The organism is Rhodopseudomonas palustris, assembly GCF_003226555.1.
In the GTDB taxonomy this organism is placed as follows: Bacteria; Pseudomonadota; Alphaproteobacteria; order Rhizobiales; family Xanthobacteraceae; genus Rhodopseudomonas; species Rhodopseudomonas palustris_I.
This window is the reverse complement of record NZ_QKQS01000023.1, coordinates 1,294,631-1,313,738: the sequence shown is the minus strand read 5'-3', so window position 1 is coordinate 1,313,738 and position 19,108 is coordinate 1,294,631. Positions and strand designations below refer to the sequence as shown.

Genomic DNA, 19,108 nt, shown 5'->3' with positions numbered 1-19,108 from the left:
ACCAAGGCGGCGATTGACAAAGCCCCCCCGCTTCCATTTGATCGCGCCCGTTCAGGTGTGCCGGGAATCGTCCGGCACAGGGAAGCCGGTGCGGGCCCAAGCTGATGGCCGCAAACCCAAATCCGGCGCTGCGCCCGCAACTGTGAGCGGTGAGCGGTCCTTCAATCGGCCACTGGGTGCCCCGACCCGGGAAGGCGAAGGATCGCGACGACCCGTGAGCCAGGAGACCGGCCTGAGTGCGTCATCTTCCACCGTGCGGCGCGCGCGGCTGGAGCGGTCCGCCGCACAGGTGACAGAATGCTGCTCACCGGCCGGAGACCGCCATGACCGAACTCGTTCTGCCCGCTTCTTCCGATGGATTCCGCGTCCGCCTGATCGCCGTGCTCGGCGGCCTGGTGCTCGCCAATATCGCCGCCTGGGCCTGGGCGCTGACCGCCTTTGCGGGTGAGCCGGTGCTAATCGGCACCGCGGTACTGGCCTATAGCCTCGGCCTGCGCCACGCGCTCGACGCCGACCACATCGCGGCGATCGACAACGTCACCCGCAAGCTGATGCAGGAGGGCAAGCGGCCGGTCGCGGTCGGGCTGTTCTTCGCGCTCGGCCATTCCACCGTGGTGCTGGTGGCGTCGCTGGCGATCGCAATCGCGGCCAATTCGCTCACCGAGCGGTTCTCCGGCTATCGCGAGATCGGCGGCGTGATCGGCACATCGGCGTCGGCGCTGTTTCTGTTCGCGATCGCGATCGCGAATCTGTCGGTGCTGAGCGGCGTGTATCGGGCATTCAAGAAGGCCAAGGCCGGCGAGCTCGTGCACGACGACGACATCAACGAGCTGCTGCAGCAGCGCGGCTGGCTGGCGCGGCTGTTCCGGCCGCTGTTCCGCTTCGTCTCCAAGAGCTGGCAGCTGTTTCCGATCGGGCTGTTGTTCGCGCTCGGCTTCGAGACCGCCAGCGAAATCAGCCTGTTCGGCCTCGCCGCCAACGCCTCCGGCAACATTTCGCACTGGTCGATCCTGGTGTTCCCGGCGCTGTTCGCCGCCGGCATGACCCTGGTCGACACCCTCGACGGCGTGCTGATGCTAGGCGCCTATGGCTGGGCGTATCGCAACCCGGTCCGCAAGCTGTACTACAACATGACCATCACGATGGTGTCGGTGCTGGTGGCGCTGCTGATCGGCGGCATCGAGACGCTCGGCCTGCTCGCCGGGCGGCTCCATCTCGAAGGCGCGTTCTGGGAGTGGATCGCCGAGCTGAACGAGAATTTCGGCGCGCTCGGCTACGGCATCGTGGCGCTGTTCGTGGCGAGCTGGATCGTCTCGACCATCATCTACCGCCTTAACGGCTATCACAGGCTCGACCAGGGCGCCGCGGCCGTGCAGAAATGAGCCTGGCATGACCCAACGTTCCGGACCGAATTCGCGCGCGGCGGCGGTCACCGCCGCGCTCGCGGTGCTTGTCGCCGTGCTGGCGATCGGATCGCTGGCGGTCGGGCCGGTCAAGCTGTCGCCGCTCACCGTGGTGCAGGCGCTGGTCGGGGTCGGCGGCGAGGTGCAGCAGATCATCGTGCAGCAGATCCGGCTGCCGCGCACCATTTTGGCGCTCGCAATCGGGGGCATTCTCGGCCTGTCCGGCGCGGCGCTGCAGGGCCTGCTGCGCAATCCGCTGGCGTCGCCGTCGCTGTTCGGCGCGCCGCAATCGGCCGCATTCGGCGCGGTGCTGATCATCGCGCTCGGGCTCGCCGACGTCCGTTCGTTCGCGCTGCCGATCGCGGCGATCACGATGGCGTTCGTGTCGGTGTTCGTGCTGCTGGCAATCGCCGGGCGTAACGCCAGCCTGCTGCTGCTGATCCTCGCCGGCCTCGCGATCTCCGCGCTCGCCGGCGCCGCCACCGCGCTGGTGATGAACCTGTCGGCCAATCCGTTCGCCAGCCTCGAAATCGCGTTCTGGCTGCTCGGCTCGCTCGAGGACCGCAGCTTCCGTCACGTCGTGCTGGCGCTGCCGTTCATCGTCGCCGGCGGCGTGTTGCTGTTCAGCCAGCGCGCCGCGTTTCGCGCTCTCAGCCTCGGCGAAGAGACCGCGCAAAGCCTCGGCATCGACGTTGGCCGGCTGCGGCTGATCGTGATCGCCGGCACCGCGCTCGGCGTCGGCGGCGCCGTCTCGGTGTCGGGCACGATCGGCTTCATCGGCCTGGTCGCGCCGCATCTGGTACGCCCCCTGATCGGCCACGATCCCGCCCGCGTGCTGCTGCCGAGCGCGCTCGCCGGCGCGGCGCTGCTGCTGGCCGCCGACATCGCGGTGCGGCTGATCCCGGCCAGCACTGACATCAAGGTCGGGGTGCTGACCTCCATCATCGGCGTGCCGTTCTTCCTGTATCTGATCGTGCGCGAGCGCCGCGCGCTTGGCGGAGGCGTCGCATGACCGCCGCCTTTCTCACCACGCGCGATCTCGCCGTCTCACTGTCCGGCCGCGAGGTTCTACGCGGCGTGTCGCTATCGCTGACGCGTGGCCATCTCGTCGCGCTGGTCGGCCCCAACGGCGCCGGCAAGACCACGCTGCTGCGCGCCCTCGCCGGCCTGGTCGAGGCGCAGGGCGAGATCACGATCGGCGGCGATGCGCTGGCGCCGATGCCGCTGCGCGAGCGCGCCAAGCGGTTCGGCTATCTGCCGCAAGGCCATACGGTGCATTGGCCGCTGCCGGTACGCGACGTGGTGGCGCTCGGCCGGTTTCCGCATGGCGCCACCGATCCGGCCTGGCTGTCGCCGCAGGATGCCGAGGCGGTGACGCGGGCGATGGCCGTGACCGACGTCGCGCAGTTCGCGGACCGCATCGTCACCGAATTGTCGGGCGGCGAACGCAGCCGCGTCGCGCTCGCCCGGGTGCTGGCGGTCGAGGCGCCGGTGGTACTCGCCGACGAGCCGACCGCCTCGCTCGATCCGCGCTACCAGCTCGACGTGATGCAGACCTTGCGCAGCACCGCCGACGCCGGCACGCTGGTGATCGTCGTCACCCACGATCTCGGCCTCGCCGCGCGCTTCGCCGATACCGTGCTGGTGATGGCAAGCGGCCAGCTCGCCGCCCATGGCGCGCCCAGCGAGGCTCTGTCGGACGAGATCATGCAGCAGGTGTTCCGCGTCAGCGCCTACCGGGCACAGTATCAGGACAGCGGCGTGATCCTGCCGTGGTCCGGAACCTGACGGTGCCGCTACAGCGGCGCAGCGAGCGCGGCGGCGAGACGATCGAACCCCGCGGTATCGGCAGGCAGGCCGAACCTGAGCAGATCGTCCGCCCAGTCGAACCTGCGACACCAGATCCTCTGCTTTGCCAAGGACTCGTGCAACCGATGCGCCCCGGGGTGACGCGCCAGCCGGAACAGCGGGGTGCCGCCCACGATATCGAGTCCTGCGCCGCTCAGCACCTCGTCGAGCCGCATCGCCTGTTCGCGGAGTTCGTCGCGGGTTTCGATCGCCCAGGCTTGATCGCGCAGCGCCGCGGCGCCGATGCGCAGCGCCGGCCCGGAACAACTCCACGGCCCGAGTGCCAAACTGATCCGCCGCGCGATTGTTTCTCCCGCGATCGCAAATCCCAGCCGCACCCCGGCAAGCCCGTAGAACTTGCCGAACGAGCGCAACACCACGATCGGCAGCTCGGGCGTCAGCGATGCCGCACTGAACGACGGATCGACATCGGCGAAGGCTTCGTCGATCACCAGCCAGCCGCCGCGCCGGCGCAGTTGCGCGGCGGCGCGGCGCAAAGTGTCGATCTCGACCACCCTGCCATCTGGATTATTCGGGTTCACCACCACCGCGTGGCGGGCCTGTTCGGGAATGTCGTCGAGCGACGCGATGCCGACGAGCTCGCGCCCGGCATTGCGCCAGGCCAGCGCGTGCTCCGCATAGGTCGGCCCGATGATCGCGACGCCACCGGGCGCGGCGAGATGCGGCAGCCATTGGATCAGCGCCTGAGTGCCGGCGGCGGCGACGATGCCGGCCTCCTCGGGCACCTCGTAGGCAAAACGCGCGGCATCGTACAGCGCGGTTTCGTCGGCCTGCGACGGCAGGCGCTGCCACGCATCCGCAGCGATCTCCGGAATCGGCCAGGGCCGCGGATTGATTCCGGTGGACAGATCGAGCCAGTCGGCGGCATCGCCGCCGTGCCGTACCATCGCCGCTGTGAGATCGCCGCCGTGCTTCATCACCGTGTCTTGCCACCATCGCGGCCAAAGCGCGAGAGCCTCGGCGCCGTTTTAGCCGGATTGATGATGCTGTTAGTTGCGAGTCTCGCAACTGCCGCAAGCGCAGCCGCCGCGCCCAAGGTGGTGTCGATCAACACCTGCACCGATCAGTTGCTGCTGACGCTCGCCGATCCCGATCAGATCCTCGGGCTCAGCCCGTATGCACGCGACGCCGATCGCTCTTTCCTCGCCGCCGAGGCAGCGCAGTTTCCGCAATTGTCGGGCGGCGCCGAAGACGTGCTGATGCTGAAGCCGGACGTCGTGGTCGGCGGTCGCTACACCAAACGCGCCACGCGCGAGCTCCTGAAGCAGATGGGCCTGCGCGTCGTCGAATTCGATTCGGTGAAGACCATCGACGAATCCAAAGCGCAGATCCGGCAGATGGCAGATCTGCTCGGCCATCCGGAGCGCGCCGACGCCGCGATCGCGCGGATCGACGCTGCGGTCGCTCGCGCCAAACAGGCGGCATCGCGGACGCGCTTCACCGTGCTGCCGCTGGCACGGCGCGGCTGGGTGTCGGGCCGCGACAGCCTGATCAGCACGCTGCTCGACACTGTCGGGCTGCGCAACGCTGCGAGCGGACTCGGCCTGCAACGCGGCGGTTTCACCTCGCTCGAAGCCGTGGTGGCGCTGCGACCGGACTTTCTGCTGATGACGAGCGACAGCGATTTCGCCGAGGACGAAGGCCGCGCCTTCGTGCTGCATCCGGCGCTGCAGCGCTTCTATCCGTCGTCGAAGCGGATTACGGTGCCGGAGCGGCTGACAGTGTGCGGCGGGCCGATGCTCGCCGATGCGCTCGACCGGCTGACCGAAGAATTCACCCGCGTGGAGCGATGACATGTTGCTGGATTCCCACGCGCTGCTGATCGTCGTGGTCGCGCTCGTCCTGGACGCGCTGATCGGCGATCCCGACTGGCTGTGGAAACGACTGGCGCATCCGGTCGTCCTGATCGGCACGATGATCGGCTGGCTCGATCGCACGCTCAATCGCGACGACTGGTCGGAGCGGACCAAGAAGATCGCCGGCATCATCGCGGTGCTGTTTCTGATCGCGGTCGCGGGACTGGTCGGCCTGTTGCTCGAAGCACCGCTGCGGCAATTTCCCGGCGGCTGGATCGTCGCGGCCGTGCTGGCCGCGACGCTGATCGCGCAGCGCAGCCTGTACGATCACGTCGCACGGGTGCGCGATGCTTTCGCGACCGGCGGCCTCACGGAGGCACGCGAGAAAGTGTCGCTGATCGTCGGCCGTGATCCGCAGACGCTCGATGAAGCCGGTGTCTGCCGCGCCGCGATCGAATCCAGCGCCGAGAATTTCTCCGACGGTGTGGTCGCGCCGGTGTTCTGGCTGGCGCTGCTCGGGCTGCCGGGTCTCTTGATCTACAAGACGATCAACACCGCCGATTCGATGATCGGACATCTGACGCCGCTGCATCGCTCGTTCGGCTGGGCCGCGGCGCGGCTCGACGACGTGCTGAACCTCGTTCCGGCGCGGCTGTCGGGCCTGCTGATCGCGCTGGTGGCACCGATCGTCCGCGGCTCGGTCAAACACGCGGTCACAGTGATGCGGCGCGATGCCGGCAAGCATCGCTCGCCCAATGCCGGCTGGCCGGAATCGGCGATGGCGGCGGCGATCGGCGTCGCGCTCGCAGGCCCGCGCAGCTACGGCGGCAAGATCACCGACGATCCTTATCTCAACGCCGAAGCGCGCAGCGAGGCGACGCCGGCCGATATCGGCCGCGCGCTGCGGGTGATGGTCGCTGCCTGTGCTCTGCAGGCGGCGATCTACGCGGCACTGGCATTCGTGCTCTGACGGCTGCGCGCGATTGCAATCATCCGCTCGACGTCGAGATGCGCTTCGAGATGATCAGCCAGCGCGTCGAGAGCGGTTTCGATCTGAGAGTCGTAAGCGAGCTGCGAGGCGATGCCGAGACCGGAGAGCCAAGCACGGCGGAACTCATCGTTGGTGAACAGGCCGTGCAGATAGGTGCCTTGCACCCGGCCGTCGCGCGAGATCGCGCCATCGGGCCGTCCGCCGATCGTCACCACCGGCCGCTCACAATCCGGTCCCTCGGTGCGGCCGAGATGAATCTCGTAGCCTTCGACCGGCGCGCCAGTCGCAACGTGGGTGCCGTGCACCAGCGTGGTCGATTTGTCGCCCTGCATGATCGTGACGGTGTCGAGCAGGCCGAGCCCCTCGACCGTGCCGGGCGCACCGTCGACGCCGTCCGGATCGGCGATGCTGCGCCCGAGCATCTGATAGCCGCCGCACAGCCCGAGCAGATGCCCACCGCGGCGGACATGGGCCGCGATATCGACGTCCCAGCCTTGCGCCCGCAGGAAGGCAAGATCCCCGAGCGTCGATTTGCTGCCTGGAATCACCACCACGTCGGCTTCGGCTGGAATCGGCGTGCCCGGCGGCACGAACACCAACTTGACGCCCGGCTCCATGCCGAGCGGATCGAGATCGTCGAAATTGGCGATCCGCGCCAGCATCGGCACGGCGACGATGCGTGTCGCGGCCGACGACTGCGCCCGGTCGAGATCGACCGCGTCCTCCGCCGGCAGCAAGGCGGCGGACGGCAGCCACGGCACCACGCCGAGCGACGGCCAGCCGGTCAGCTCGGTAATCGCCGTCAGCCCATGATCGAACAGCCGCACGTCGCCGCGGAACTTGTTGATCAGATAACCAGCGACCAGTGCCCGCTCGGCTTCGTCGAGCACCAGATGCGTGCCCGCGAGGCTCGCGATCACGCCGCCGCGCTCGATGTCGCCGGCGATCACCACCGGCACCTTCGCGGCCTGGGCGAAGCCCATATTGGCGATGTCGCCGGCGCGCAGATTGATCTCCGCTGGCGAGCCGGCGCCTTCGACCAGCACGATGTCGGCCTGCCGCGCGAGCTGCGCGAAGCTGTCCAGGACATGCGGCAGCAGCGCTGCCTTCTTGTCGAGGAAGTGCTCCGCGCCGAGCCGGCCAAAGCGCTTGCCTTGCACGATGACCTGCGCGCCGGTGTCGGTCTCCGGCTTCAGCAGCACCGGGTTCATGTGAACCGTGGGCGGCAGTCTTGCGGCGCGCGCCTGCACCGCCTGTGCCCGGCCAATCTCACCGCCGTCCACCGTCACCGCGGCGTTGTTCGACATGTTCTGCGGCTTGAACGGCGCCACCTTGAGCCCCCGCCGCACCAGCGCCCTGCACAGCCCCGCCACCAGCGTCGACTTGCCGGCATTGGAGCAGGTGCCCTGGATCATCAGCGCGGGGGTAACAGTCATCGCGCCTTGCTCACCACTTGGCAGTCATTCCGGGGCGCGCCGACAGGCGCGAACCCGGAATCCCGAGGTGTTTTAAAATGTCGAGATTCCGGGTTCGCCGCTGCGCGGCGCCCCGGAATGACAAACACAAAGGCAGGCATCAAAACTCCACGCCCCTCTGCGCCTTCACGCCGGAGCGGAACGGGTGCTTCACCAGAGTCATGTCGGTCACCAGGTCGGCAATCTCGATCAGCGCCGGGTGGGCGTTGCGGCCGGTGATCACGACGTGCTTGTCGGCCGGTTTTTCGTCGAGCAGCACCGCGACGATCTCCTCGATCGGCAGATAGTCGTAACGCAGCACGATGTTCAGCTCGTCGAGCAGCACCATGCGATGACGGTCGTCGCGGATCAACTCTCTGGCGCGGTCCCAGCCGGCGCGCGCCGCGGCGATGTCGCGCTCGCGGTCCTGGGTCTCCCAGGTGAAGCCTTCGCCCATGATGTGCAATGTCGCCAGTTCCGGAAACTTGGCCAGCAGCTTGGCTTCGCCGGTATTCCACTTCTCCGACTTGGTGAAGTGCACCACGCCGACCGGCATGCCGTGGCCGATGTGGCGGAACACCATGCCGAGCGCAGCCGAGGTCTTGCCCTTGCCGGTGCCGGTGTGGACGATGATCAGCCCCTTGCTGTCGGTCATGCCCGACAGCTTCTTGTCGTGCGCGGCCTTCCGCTTCTTCGCCTTCTCGGCGTGGCGGGCGTTTTCGTCGCGGTCGGGCAACGGATCGGTCATGCAGCTTCCTTTGGCGTGAGAAATTCGGCGAGCAGGTCGGCGGCGCGGTTGGAGCGCGGCGTCCACAGCCCGCGTCGGATCGCTTCGTCGAACCGCGCCACGATATCGCGCAGCGCCGCGGGATTCGCCTCGCGCAAAAACTCGCGCACCGCGTCGTCGTCGAGATAGGCGGCGAACAGCAGGTCGAAATGACGGTTGCCGACCGCGTCGGTCGACGCCGCAAAACCGAACAGATAGTCGACCGTGGCGGCGATCTCGGACGCGCCCTTGTAGCCGTGCCGCATCACGCCCCTAATCCATTTCGGATTGGCGGCGCGTCCGCGCACCACGCGGGAGATCTCGTGCGCCAGCGTCCGCGGCAGCGGCGCCTCGGGCCGCGAGGTGTCGACATGGGCGATCCGCGGCGCCTGTCCGCGCAGGTTTTCGACCGTCGCGGAGAGGCCGCCGATGAACTGATAGTAATCGTCGGAATCGAGAATGTCGTGCTCGCGATTGTCCTGCGCCTGCGCCACGAGATCGATCTCTGTCAGCCGCGCCGCGAATTCGTCACGCGCCTCGGTACCCTCCTGACCCGCGCCATAGGCATAGCCGCCCCAGGCGAGGTACGCGCCGGCGAGGTCGCCGCGGCTGTCCCAACCGCCGTCGTCGATCATCGCCTGCAACCCGGCCCCGTAAGCCCCCGGCCTCGCGCCGAATACCCGCGCGCCGGCCTGTTTGGTCGCCAGCTCGGGATCGACACCAGCGCGAACTAATTGTTCGCTGCGGGCCCGCACCTGCGCGGCGATCGGATTGGCGTCGGCAGGTTCGTCGAGCGCCGCCACCGCCGCCACCGCGCTGGCGATCAGATCCATCTGCATCGGGAAGGCGTCGCGGAACAGGCCCGAGACGCGGAACGTGACGTCGACACGCGGCCGGCGCAGTTCCGACAGCGGCACGATCGCAAACCCGGTGACGCGGCCGGTCGCATCCTCCCAGGTCGGCCGCGCGCCGATCAGCGCCAGCGCCTGAGCGACGTCGTCGCCGCCGGTCCGCATATTGGCGGTGCCCCACGCCGACAGCGCGATCGAGCGCGGCCACTCGCCGGCTTCCTGCCAATAGGATTCGATCAGCCGCTCGGCGCCGAGCTGACCGATCCGCCATGCCGACGGCGTCGGCACCGCGCGAACATCGACCGCAAAGAAATTGCGTCCCGTCGGCAGCACGTCGGGACGGCCGCGGGTCGGCGCCCCCGACGGCCCCGGCCGAATGAAGCGCCCGTCGAGCCCGCGCAGCAGCGCATCGCGCTCGGCATCGCCGCAAGCCTCGATCGCGGGCCGCAGCGACGTCGCGATCCAGTCGAGCACGGGCCTCGCTTGCGGCCATTGCAGCGGCGGCGCTTCGCTCGCCACCAGCCGCAGCGCGAGCGCTTCGACGCGCTCGACCGTATCGCCGTTGGTCCGCCACGGCCGATCGCTCAGCGCCGCCAGAGCTGGCGGGCGTGCGCCAGCGTAGGGCGTCACGAGATCACGGGTCAGCGGATCGTAAGCGGCACCGTTCGCGTCCGTCAATCCGAGATCGCTTGCCAACGCCCGATGCAGCGAGGCGTCCTGCGGCTTCAGCTCGGAGCGCGGCAGCCGCGCGATCGACACCAAAAGCTCGTCGCGCTGCGAAGCTTGCGGCGTGCGGCCGAACACGTGCAGCCCGTCGCGGATTTGCATCTCCTTCAGATCGCACAGATGCGCGTCGATCGCCCTCAGCGCATCCAGCGTCGCGGTATCGCGGTCGATCGCAACGTCTTCGTCGAGCCGCGTCGCCCGCGCCAGCGAGATGATGTCCTCGGCGATGGCGTCGGCGCGATTGGGATCGAGATCGGCCGCCATCGCATATTCGTCGACCAGGGCTTCCAGCCCCGCCATCTCGTCATGCAATTCGGCGCGGGTCATCGGCGGCGTGAGATGATCGACGATCACCGCGGCGCTGCGCCGCTTGGCCTGGATGCCCTCACCGGGATCGTTGACGATGAACGGATAGAGATGCGGCAGCGGCCCGAGCAGCGCGACTGGAAAACAGTCGCGCGACAGCCCGGCGCTCTTGCCCGGCAGCCATTCGAGATTGCCGTGCTTGCCGAGATGGATCACCGCATCGGCGCCGAACGCCTGCCGCAGCCAAAGATAGAAAGCCACATAGTGATGCGGCGGCGGCAGCTCCGGATCGTGAAAGCTCGATTTCGGATCGATCGCATAGCCACGCGCCGGCTGCACGCCGACGAGAACATTGCCGAAGCGATGCAGGGCCAGGCGGAAGGCGCCATCCGCGACATGCGGATCGTTCTCCGGCGCTCCCCACCGCGCCGTCACCGCATCGCGCACCGCCTCGGGCAGCTCCGCGAACGCTGCCGCATAGTCCGCAACCGACCAGCGCACGCCACCTTCGCGCGCCGCGCGGCCATCCAGCTCATTGGTCGGGCCGCCCTGCAACTGCTCCATCAGCGCCGCGGTGTCGGACGGCAACTCGCCTGCGGCGTAGCCTTCGGACCGCAGCGTCACCAGCAGATCCTGCAGCGATTGCGGCGTATCGAGGCCGACACCGTTGCCGAGCCGTCCGTCGCGATTCGGATAGTTGGCGAGCACGATCGCGACGCGGCGCTGCTCGCGTGGCTGATGCCGCAGCCGCACCCAGGCCTGCGCCAGATCCGCCACCGCGTCGATGCGATCCTGCAGCGGCTGATACACGGTGGGGGCGAAGTCGGCATCACCGCCGCGCTGCTTGAACGCCACCGCCCCGGCGAACAGGCGGCCATCGACCTCCGGCAACACGACGTGCATGGCGAGGTCGCGCGGATTGAGGCCGCGGCCCGACTGCTCCCAGTGCTCGCGCGTCACCCCGGCCTGCGCCACCTGCAGGATCGGACAATCCGCCGAGGCCAGCACGCCGGACTCGTCGGTCGTGGTGGCGGTCGCGAACGCCGTGGCATTGACGATGACGTCGGGCGGCGTTGTGACCAGCACGCTGCGCAGAAACGCGATCGAGCGCGCATCCTTGAGGCTGGTGACGAAGATACAGGTGGGGTCGAGGCCGCGGGCAGTCAGCGCATCGCGCAGCGCCGCGATCGCCGCGGTATCCCCGCTCGCTGCCAGCGCCCGATAGAAGATCACCAGCGCGCGGCGACGCTGCGACGGTGGAGGTTCGGCCGGCCAGAACCCTGCCGCCGGCATCGGCCGCGGCGGCGGCGGGCAATCGTCGCGCAGGATCATCCAAGCGGCATAGCGCAGCGCCAAGCGAATGTTGTCGGCGCCGCCCTCGCTGCAATAGCGCCACAACGCGTGAGCGTCGTCTAGATCGGCGGTGCTGCGCGCGGCGAGCTCCGCGTTCCACTCCATCTCGCCCGGAACGCAGACGAACTGCACCCCGCGCGCCAGCGCATCGCGCCGCAGACTGTCGACGCCGTGCGGCCAATAGGCCTCGCCGCCCAGCATCCGCAGGATGACGAGCTTGGCTTTCGCCAGCGTGCGCTCGACATAAAGATCGACCGACGCCGGATGGCCGAGCGCGAGAAAATTGGTGAGCTGCAGCGTCGGATAATCGTCCGGCATCCCGGCCCGCGCCGAGCCGAACGCCGCCAGATCGCTGTCGGCCGCCGACAGCACCACGATATCGGCCGTCGCCTGCCCCAGATCGCGCGCGACGTCGCCGTCATCGATACTCGCGCTGGTATCGAGCTTCAGGTGCATGTGGAGCGCCGTTGCTGCACGACCGCCCTCTCAACGTCATTGCGAGCGAAGCGAAGCAATCCAGCTCCCGTCCCGGAGCTCCTGGATGGCTTCGTCGCTTCGCTCCTCGCAATGACGGGGAGAGGCATAAGACTATCCCGCCAGCGCCCGCCGGGCGGCGTCGGTGTCGAAGCCTTTGAGGCCGATCACCACCAGATGGTCGGAGCGTTCGGCATCCGGGCGGGCGAAGGCGAGATCGATGCGGGAGCCGACCGCCTGCACCACCACCGGCGCCGGCTTGCCGGCGACGCGGGCGTGGCCCTTGACGCGCAGCACGCCGTCGAGCCCGAGCGCATCGCCGACACGCGCCTTCATGGCGTCCAGCGTCTCCGCCGGCTGCGGCGTGATCACCAGCGAGTCGAAGTCGTCGTGATCGTGCTCCTCGCCTTCGGCGTGATGGCCGGCGCGGGACGCAAGATCGTTCTCGGCTTCGGCATCGAGCCCGATCAGCACCGACGGCGCCAGCGTGCCGTGCGAGCGCACGATGCGAACGTTCGGCCGCACCCGGCTCGCCAGCTTGGCTTCGAGCGCGGCGAGCTGGTCGGGCGCGACCAGATCGCTCTTCGACAGCACCACCAGATCGGCGCAGGCGAGCTGATCCTCGAACACTTCCTCGATCGGGTCGTCATGCGTGGCATCGCGCTGCGCCTTCACGGCGTCGTCGTCGAGCGGCACCCGGCCTTCGCTCAGCGCCAGCGCGTCGACCACCGTGACGACGCCATCGGCGGTGGCGCGGGTTTTCACCGCCGGCCAGGCGAACGCCTTCAGCAGCGGCTGCGGCAGTGCGAGCCCGGAGGTTTCGATCACGATCGCGTCGAGCGGCGTGTCGCGGTTCAGCAGCTTCTCCATCGTCGGGATGAAATCGTCGGCGACGGTGCAGCAGATGCAGCCGTTGGTGAGTTCGACGATGTCGCCCGGCGCACACACCGACGCGCCGCAATCCTCGACCAGCGCGCCGTCGAAACCGGCATCGCCGAATTCATTGACGATCACCGCGATGCGGCGGCCGCTGGACTGGTTGAGCAGCGCACGCAGCAGCGTGGTCTTGCCGGCGCCGAGAAAGCCGGTGAGCACCGTGACGGGAACGCGGGCGGTCATGAACTACTCTCCTGTTTGGCGCTTCAGCCACAGCGGCAGGCCGGCGGCGATGAAGGCGACGTTGGGCACGGCGGCGGCGACAGTCTGATTGAGGCGGCCTTGCGCGTCGCGGAAGGCGCGGCCGAGCGGCGTCTCCGGGACCAAGCCGAGGCCGACTTCGTTGGAGACCAGCACGATCGGGCCGGCTGCGACGCCGAGATAGCGCGCCAGCCGCTTGGCCTCGACCTCGGGGTCGCGGCCGGCTTCCATCAGGTTGAACAGCCACAGCGTCAGGCAATCGACCAAGACGGCGCGACCGCGGCCGGCGTGCTGGGTCAGCGCATCGACCAAGCCGAGCGGCTCCTCGATCGTGGTCCAACCGTCGCCGCGGCGCGCGCGGTGATGCGCGATCCGGTCGCTCATTTCGTCGTCGCTGGCGGTCGCGGTGGCGAGATAGATCCTGGCGAGACCGCTACCTGCGACCAGACGTTCGCCGAACACCGATTTGCCGGAACGCGCGCCGCCGAGCACGAAGGTGGAGATCAGCGCGCTCATGCCGGCGCCCGCCCATCGTCCGGGGACCATTGCGGCGGCGGTAGCCGGACGACGGTGCCTTTGCGCAGGACTTCCGGGCGTTGCCGCCACGGCACCAGGCCATAGTGGCTGCCCTGATACGACGTCACGAAAGCCGCCACCGCGTCGGCGCCGCTTTCGCCATCGAGATCGCCGAACACGAAAGTGTAGCCGCCTTCGCTCGACACAGCGACGGTGGCGGCGCGCTTGCACGCGGACAGGCACTGCACGGCGCGCACCTGCACGGTGGCGGAACCCGCCAGCACGGCGCGCACCGCCTCCAGCATCGGCGCGCCGACGGCGACGCCGTCCGTCGTCTTGCAGGTGGTGCAGACGCTGACGATCACCGGCACGCCGGGCAGGCTGCGCGACAGGTCGGCGCTCGGATCGGCAGTTGGGTCGGAATCCATCGGGCTCGAATCGTCGCGTCAGCTATCGAGCTTTGTCGGAACGCGCGGGAGAGACTTGCGGTCTGCCGCGCTGCTTCCGTCCGGTGCACCCCGCCCCGACGACGCCTTCAAAGCACAATACGCGATGGTAGGTCTCCTGGCTCGCGAGTCGTTGCCACTCGCCGCCTTCCCAGGATTTCCCAGTGGCCTCGGCGATGGCTCGTCGCTTACAGTTGCGGGGGCAGCGCCGGGATCGAGACGCATCGCGCCTCCCACCGGCTTCCCTTTTCACCTTCCTGACGGAAGGACCATCGCGGTGCACGCTATCTGCGACCGTGTTGCGGGTCAACAACGCGAAGGTGGTGTTGACCGAAGCTGCGCGGGCACGTCAGTTGCACGCCTCGCCGAACCAAAGGACCGTCCGATGCCGACCGACACCCTCGTCACCTGGCAGCCGCCCTCGATCACACCGGTCGATCCGTCGCTGAAAGCGACATTCCGGGCGCGGGTGGACGGCAAAGCCAAGCCGCTCGGCTCGCTCGGGCGGATCGAAGACCTCGCGATCGAGCTCGCGCTGATGCGGCATCCTCAGTCGCCGCGTGCCGACAATGCGGTGCTGATGGTTTTCGCCGGCGATCACGGTCTGACCGAAGAAGGCGTGTCGCAATATCCATCCGCCGTGACGGTGGCGATGGTGATGACCTATCTGGCCGGCAAGGCCTCCGCCAACGCATTTGCGGCGGCCAACCATGTCGACGTCCGGGTGATCGATGCCGGCGTCGCCGCCGAGCTGCCGAAGCATCCCGATCTGATCGATGCCAAGATCCGGATGGGAACCGCCAACGCGGCACGCGAGCCGGCGATGAGCGTCGCAGAGGCTTGCCAGGCGCTCGACCGCGGCGCCGAACTGGCGCGCGCCGAGATCGCCGCCGGCGCCGACGTGATCGCGCTCGGCGAGATGGGGATCGGCAACACGGCTTCGTCGTCGCTGCTGCTGCACCGACTCGGCCCGGCGCCGCTCGAGCAGAGCATCGGGATCGGCGCCGGCCAGGACGCCGATGGCATGGCTAAGAAGAAGGCGGCGATCGAAAAGGCGGCGATGCGCAGCACCGCCACCGCACCGCTCGAAGTGCTCGCCGAATTCGGCGGGCTGGAGATCGCCATGATGGCCGGCGCGGTGCTCGGCGCCGCCGCGCAGCGCCGTCCGGTGATCATCGACGGTTTCATCGCCACCGCCGCCGCGCTGGTCGCGGTGCGGCTGGCGCCGGAAGCGCGCGACTATTGCGTGTTCGCGCACCGCTCCGCCGAGCGCGGCCACGATCTTGCACTGCAGGCGATGGAGGCCGCGCCGCTGCTCGATCTGCGGCTGCGGCTCGGCGAAGGCACCGGCGCAATTCTCGCGGTGCCGCTGCTGCGCTCCGCTGGACGGCTGCTCACCGACGTCGCCGATCTCGCCGACGTATTGGCAGGCAAGCTATGAGCACGACGCTGACCAAATTGGTGGCGATGACCGATCCGGCCGAGATCGCCGCCGCCAACGCCAATCCGCCGGTGTTCGACGAAGCGTTCCGCGACAAATTTGCCGAACTGATCGCGTGGCGCCGCGACGTTCGCCGCTTCAAGACCGATCCGGTAGCGCCGGAGCTAATCGAGCAATTGCTCGATCTGGCGCAGCTCGCACCGTCGGTCGGCAACAGCCAGCCGTGGCGCTGGATCAGCATCGACACCGCAGAGATCCGCGCACGGATCCGCGCCAACTTCCTGCGCTGCAACGAGGTCGCGGCGAGCGCGTATCAGGGCGAACGCGCGGCGCTATATGCCAAGCTGAAGCTCGAAGGCATCGACGTCGCGCCGCGGCAGTTCGCACTGTTCTGCGATCGCACGACCGCGCAGGGACTCGGCGTCGGGCGGCAAACCATGCCGGAGGCGCTCGATTACTCCGTTGTGGCGATGATCGAGACTTTCTGGCTCGCCGCGCGCACGCTTGGGCTCGGTGTCGGCTGGGTCTCGATCCTCGATCCGCAGGCCATCAGCACCGAGCTCGAAGTTCCAGCGGACTGGAAATTCATCGCCTATCTGTGCGTCGGCTGGCCGGTCGAACATCATGTCGATCCGGAATTGGTGCGGCACCATTGGCAGGACCGCACTGCGGCGGGTCGCATCGTCCTGTCGCGCTGAATCCGTCCATCAACGTGCGCGAGCGTACTATCAACACGCTACGTTTGCCGATCGTTAAGGCAACATCGCACCAACAACCACAATTTACTAGAAATCGTCACATTCTCGCGTCAGGACTCCGTCCGCGTTTCCGATAATGGAGGACCGGACATGCGAATGACCAACCCTTGGACGACCACGCTGTTTGCCGGCGCGCTGATCGCGTCGAGCCTCTCTGCCGCTCCCGCGCTGGCGCGCGGCCAGCAGGACCAGCGCAATGCCAGCGAAACCGCATCGAGCTCGGGATGCACCTCGTACGAGCGCGCTCCCGACGGCTCGTGGCGGCCGATTCCCTGCGTATCCGCCGGTCCGGCTGCTGCGATCACGCGCAGTTCTGCGGCGCGGAACGCAGAGGCCAGCAACTGATCGCCACCACCATGCCGACAGGCGCGGTCTCAGAGCGCTTCCGCTGCGGCTGATGGCCGGACCGAATCCGGCCATCGTCGCAACGGATGTTACGCAAGATACCTGCGGAGCTGTCCGGACTCAGCGTCCGAACAGGCCGGTGATCGTCGTCTTCGCCAAGGTGTGGAAGTTGAGATCGAAGCCGACCAATGCCGGCATCGCGGCCGCACCGGCGTTCGGCAGCTTCTCGACGTCGACCGCAAATACCGTAATCTGATAGCGGTGCGGCTTGTCGCCCGGCGGCGGGCACGGGCCGCCATAGCCGGCCACGCCGAAATCGGTCAGGCCCTGGATGGTGCCGTCCGGCATCAATCCCTTCGCGACGTCACCCGCGCCTTTCGGCAGCGAGGTCGTCGTGGCCGGGATGTTGAACACCACCCAATGCCACCACCCGCTGCCGGTCGGTGCATCCGGATCGTACATCGTCACAGCGAAGCTCTTGGTGCCGGCCGGCGCGTCGCTCCAGCTCAACGCCGGCGAGACGTTGGCGCCGGTGCAGCCGAAGCTGTTGAACAATTGCTCGTGGGCGATGGTGGCGCCTTCGGCGATGTCGGGACTGGTGAGCTTCATGGCCTGCACTCCTGCCGCGTGCGTGCGCCGCACGCCGGCTGGCGCGCAAGGCACGTCATCGGGTCGCTGATGTCGTGGTCCCCGCCGGGCGGCGAGGCGGCCCGATGCTAGCAAGCCGGACCGGCGGACGGAAGCGGCGGCGCCGAACGCTTGCGACACATACGCCGGATCAGTCGGACTTGACGGCCGGCGCCTTGCGGGACGACCGCAGCAGCAGCGGGAAGCCCGAGAAATAGGTGTTGGAATCGATCAACAGCGGAATCCCGAGCCATTCCGACAGCGTGCGCGGTCCGCCGCGCAGATCCTGCCGTCGTTCCGCCGGTGGCGCCGCAGTCGCCGCCGGAGGAGTTGCCTGTTTCGCGGGGCCGGGCGCCGGCGGGGTGTCTGCCTTCGCCGGCTGCGGCGGGGGCGGAGCTGCCGGCGCCGGATTCGGGACCGGGTTCGCGGCAACAGGCGCCGCCTCCTTGCCGCGGTGCCGATCCAGAATAGCGGTTGCGGCCAGCGCCGATCCGAACGGCGGTTCGACCCGCACCACCGCGCCACCGCCGCTCGGGCCGCGGCGGTCGGGCACCTCGATCAGTTCGACCTGGCGGAAGCCGCGCTGCTTCAGTTCGGCGATGGCGGCCTTGGCCTGTGCGGCGCTGTCGAAAGTGCGGGAAATCTGCGTCATGTCTGTCCTGCCTCGGAGGAATTCTCGTCGGCGTGCAAACGACGCGAGGCGTGCGATCGTTCCGTGTGGAACGATCGCAGCATCCAACGGGACAGCCCGACCTGCTAGGCGCAGACGTCCGGCATGCAGCAACCGCCGCAGCCGCCCTTGCCGTCGCACATCGGCGCCTCCGGCCCGCCCTTGGCCGGCCTGGCGATCAACGACAATTGCTGCTCAAGGCTGGTGCTCTCGCAGGCCGGACACACCGCGGTATCACCGGAGAACAGCAGCGTCTCGAACTGGTGACCGCATTTGTTGCAGACGAAGCCGTAAATCGGCATGACGGATCTTCCGAAGCTGACAGGGAACAGCTCGCGCCTAGCAAACAAAGGGCCCGGCCCGCAACGCGGTGGATCAAATTCGCCGGAGGAACGACGCGATGGAACTGAGCGAAGCCTGCGTGGTGATGGTGACCGCGCCGAGCAAGGACGAGGCGGAACGATTGGCAGTCGCAACACTCGAGGCCCGGCTCGCCGCCTGCGTCCAGATCCAGGGGATCAGCAGCCATTATTGGTGGGACGGCAAGATCACCAGCGACGCCGAGCAATTGCTGTTGTTCAAGACGGTGCCGGCGAAGTTCGCGGAGCTACGCGATCTGATCACCTCGCTGCACTCCTACGACACCCCGGAGATCATCCAGCTGCCGGTGAGCGCAGGCGCCGACAAATATCTGAACTGGATCAGGCGCGAAACCCGGGCGTAGCGCTGGCCTGCAGCCACACCGGCGCTTCGCCTCCGGAGGCGAGCGCGGTACGAATTGCACGAGCTGAGACCCGCGACGGCCAGCGCAGCAGATGGCTGCGGCAGTGGCCGCAATCAGTGGCACCGAAGCCTTCGATCGGCACCGGCAGAAATCCGAGCCGAGCGACCAATTCGCATTCGTCGCCGCCGGCGATCGCCCAGGCGCCCAGCACCTCGCCGACCGTCGTCAGCTGATCGATGTGCCAGCGGATCGATTTATGTTGACGAAAGTGCCTGGCGAGCCGCGCCTGCAGCCCGCCCGGTCCATAGGCCGACCCGCAATACAGATAACGTCCCGGCCGAAGCCGCGCCGCGACGGCGTTGCGGAGCCGGACGGCGAGCGGAGCCGTGATCGCGATCGCCACCACATAGGCGCCGGGACCTGGCGGACAATCAGGATGCGTTGCGGAACTCATC

At 68.2% G+C, this 19,108-nt stretch carries 20 protein-coding genes and 2 riboswitches; of the genes, 9 read left to right on the top strand and 11 right to left on the bottom strand.

Annotated elements, in window-relative coordinates; all coding sequences use genetic code 11:
• Positions 1–36 precede the first annotated feature (36 nt).
• A riboswitch (cobalamin riboswitch) is annotated at positions 37–250 on the top strand.
• A gap of 73 nt (positions 251–323) precedes the next feature.
• From DNX69_RS18650 to DNX69_RS18640, 3 genes are read left to right on the top strand one after another with little or no spacing between them, the layout of a single operon-like run.
• Positions 324–1,382, top strand: coding sequence for a HoxN/HupN/NixA family nickel/cobalt transporter (locus DNX69_RS18650; protein ID WP_110787397.1), 1,059 nt, complete (start codon positions 324–326; stop codon positions 1,380–1,382).
• 7 nt (positions 1,383–1,389) lie between these two features.
• A complete protein-coding gene (locus DNX69_RS18645) occupies positions 1,390–2,415 on the top strand; it encodes a FecCD family ABC transporter permease (protein ID WP_110787396.1) in 1,026 nt (341 codons plus the stop codon).
• On the top strand, positions 2,412–3,191 hold the full coding sequence (locus DNX69_RS18640; RefSeq protein WP_110787395.1) for an ABC transporter ATP-binding protein: 780 nt from the start codon (positions 2,412–2,414) through the stop codon (positions 3,189–3,191). Before DNX69_RS18645 ends, DNX69_RS18640 begins: the two co-directional genes overlap by 4 nt.
• An 8-nt stretch (positions 3,192–3,199) precedes the next feature.
• On the opposite strand, the gene cobD is transcribed toward DNX69_RS18640, so the two are convergent.
• Positions 3,200–4,189, bottom strand: a complete 990-nt coding sequence (gene cobD, locus DNX69_RS18635) for a threonine-phosphate decarboxylase CobD (RefSeq protein ID WP_110787394.1) — start codon at positions 4,187–4,189, stop codon at positions 3,200–3,202.
• Between the two features lie 63 nt (positions 4,190–4,252).
• Between cobD and DNX69_RS18630 the strand changes: the two genes are divergently transcribed.
• Positions 4,253–5,065, top strand: a complete 813-nt coding sequence (locus tag DNX69_RS18630; RefSeq protein WP_110787393.1) for an ABC transporter substrate-binding protein — start codon at positions 4,253–4,255, stop codon at positions 5,063–5,065.
• Between the two features lies 1 nt (position 5,066).
• Positions 5,067–6,038 carry an adenosylcobinamide-phosphate synthase CbiB gene (gene cbiB / locus DNX69_RS18625; RefSeq protein ID WP_110787392.1) on the top strand — a complete coding sequence of 324 codons (972 nt, stop codon included), beginning with the start codon at positions 5,067–5,069 and terminating at the stop codon, positions 6,036–6,038.
• Here the strand turns inward: cbiB and DNX69_RS18620 are convergent.
• From DNX69_RS18620 to DNX69_RS18595, 6 genes are all read right to left on the bottom strand, one after another.
• Positions 6,011–7,495, bottom strand: a complete 1,485-nt coding sequence (locus DNX69_RS18620) for a cobyric acid synthase (protein ID WP_110787391.1) — start codon at positions 7,493–7,495, stop codon at positions 6,011–6,013. The genes cbiB and DNX69_RS18620 overlap by 28 nt on opposite strands.
• Before the next feature lie 139 nt (positions 7,496–7,634).
• Complete coding sequence (gene cobO, locus DNX69_RS18615) at positions 7,635–8,261, bottom strand: cob(I)yrinic acid a,c-diamide adenosyltransferase (protein ID WP_110787390.1); 627 nt, start codon at positions 8,259–8,261, stop codon at positions 7,635–7,637.
• Positions 8,258–11,971, bottom strand: coding sequence for a cobaltochelatase subunit CobN (gene cobN, locus DNX69_RS18610; protein WP_110787389.1), 3,714 nt, complete (start codon positions 11,969–11,971; stop codon positions 8,258–8,260). The genes cobO and cobN overlap by 4 nt, the downstream gene beginning before the upstream one ends.
• Positions 11,972–12,103: 132 nt before the next feature.
• Complete coding sequence (gene cobW, locus DNX69_RS18605) at positions 12,104–13,108, bottom strand: cobalamin biosynthesis protein CobW (RefSeq protein ID WP_110787388.1); 1,005 nt, start codon at positions 13,106–13,108, stop codon at positions 12,104–12,106.
• A 3-nt stretch (positions 13,109–13,111) separates the two neighbouring features.
• The gene (gene cobU / locus DNX69_RS18600) at positions 13,112–13,642 is read right to left on the bottom strand and encodes a bifunctional adenosylcobinamide kinase/adenosylcobinamide-phosphate guanylyltransferase (RefSeq protein WP_110787387.1); all 531 of its coding nucleotides are present in this window, start codon (positions 13,640–13,642) and stop codon (positions 13,112–13,114) included.
• Positions 13,639–14,070, bottom strand: a complete 432-nt coding sequence (locus DNX69_RS18595; RefSeq protein ID WP_110787386.1) for a DUF1636 domain-containing protein — start codon at positions 14,068–14,070, stop codon at positions 13,639–13,641. Before DNX69_RS18595 ends, cobU begins: the two co-directional genes overlap by 4 nt.
• 109 nt (positions 14,071–14,179) lie before the next feature.
• Positions 14,180–14,377: riboswitch (cobalamin riboswitch) on the bottom strand.
• A gap of 96 nt (positions 14,378–14,473) precedes the next feature.
• Between DNX69_RS18595 and cobT the strand changes: the two genes are divergently transcribed.
• The 3 genes from cobT to DNX69_RS26120 all read left to right on the top strand — a co-directional run bounded on the left by cobT (position 14,474) and on the right by DNX69_RS26120 (position 16,632).
• Positions 14,474–15,529 carry a nicotinate-nucleotide--dimethylbenzimidazole phosphoribosyltransferase gene (cobT, locus tag DNX69_RS18590; RefSeq protein ID WP_110787385.1) on the top strand — a complete coding sequence of 352 codons (1,056 nt, stop codon included), beginning with the start codon at positions 14,474–14,476 and terminating at the stop codon, positions 15,527–15,529.
• The gene (gene bluB, locus DNX69_RS18585) at positions 15,526–16,227 is read left to right on the top strand and encodes a 5,6-dimethylbenzimidazole synthase (protein WP_110787384.1); all 702 of its coding nucleotides are present in this window, start codon (positions 15,526–15,528) and stop codon (positions 16,225–16,227) included. Before cobT ends, bluB begins: the two co-directional genes overlap by 4 nt.
• Before the next feature lie 156 nt (positions 16,228–16,383).
• Entirely contained in the window at positions 16,384–16,632 is a 249-nt protein-coding gene (locus DNX69_RS26120; RefSeq protein WP_133256028.1) for a hypothetical protein, read from the top strand.
• Positions 16,633–16,752: 120 nt separating this feature from the next.
• Here DNX69_RS26120 and DNX69_RS18575 read toward each other — a convergent pair whose 3' ends face one another.
• From DNX69_RS18575 to DNX69_RS18565, 3 genes are all read right to left on the bottom strand, one after another.
• A complete protein-coding gene (locus tag DNX69_RS18575; RefSeq protein ID WP_110787711.1) occupies positions 16,753–17,241 on the bottom strand; it encodes a YbhB/YbcL family Raf kinase inhibitor-like protein in 489 nt (162 codons plus the stop codon).
• A gap of 169 nt (positions 17,242–17,410) precedes the next feature.
• Positions 17,411–17,911, bottom strand: coding sequence for a hypothetical protein (locus DNX69_RS18570; protein WP_110787382.1), 501 nt, complete (start codon positions 17,909–17,911; stop codon positions 17,411–17,413).
• Positions 17,912–18,015: 104 nt separating this feature from the next.
• A complete protein-coding gene (locus DNX69_RS18565) occupies positions 18,016–18,231 on the bottom strand; it encodes an FmdB family zinc ribbon protein (RefSeq protein ID WP_110787381.1) in 216 nt (71 codons plus the stop codon).
• A 98-nt stretch (positions 18,232–18,329) separates the two neighbouring features.
• Between DNX69_RS18565 and cutA the strand changes: the two genes are divergently transcribed.
• Positions 18,330–18,653 (top strand): divalent-cation tolerance protein CutA, encoded by a 324-nt coding sequence (cutA, locus tag DNX69_RS18560; protein ID WP_110787380.1) that lies wholly within the window; start codon positions 18,330–18,332, stop codon positions 18,651–18,653.
• On the opposite strand, the gene DNX69_RS18555 is transcribed toward cutA, so the two are convergent.
• Positions 18,631–19,107 (bottom strand): GIY-YIG nuclease family protein, encoded by a 477-nt coding sequence (locus DNX69_RS18555; protein WP_110787379.1) that lies wholly within the window; start codon positions 19,105–19,107, stop codon positions 18,631–18,633. The two genes, cutA and DNX69_RS18555, sit on opposite strands and share 23 nt — an antisense overlap.
• Position 19,108 lies beyond the last annotated feature (1 nt).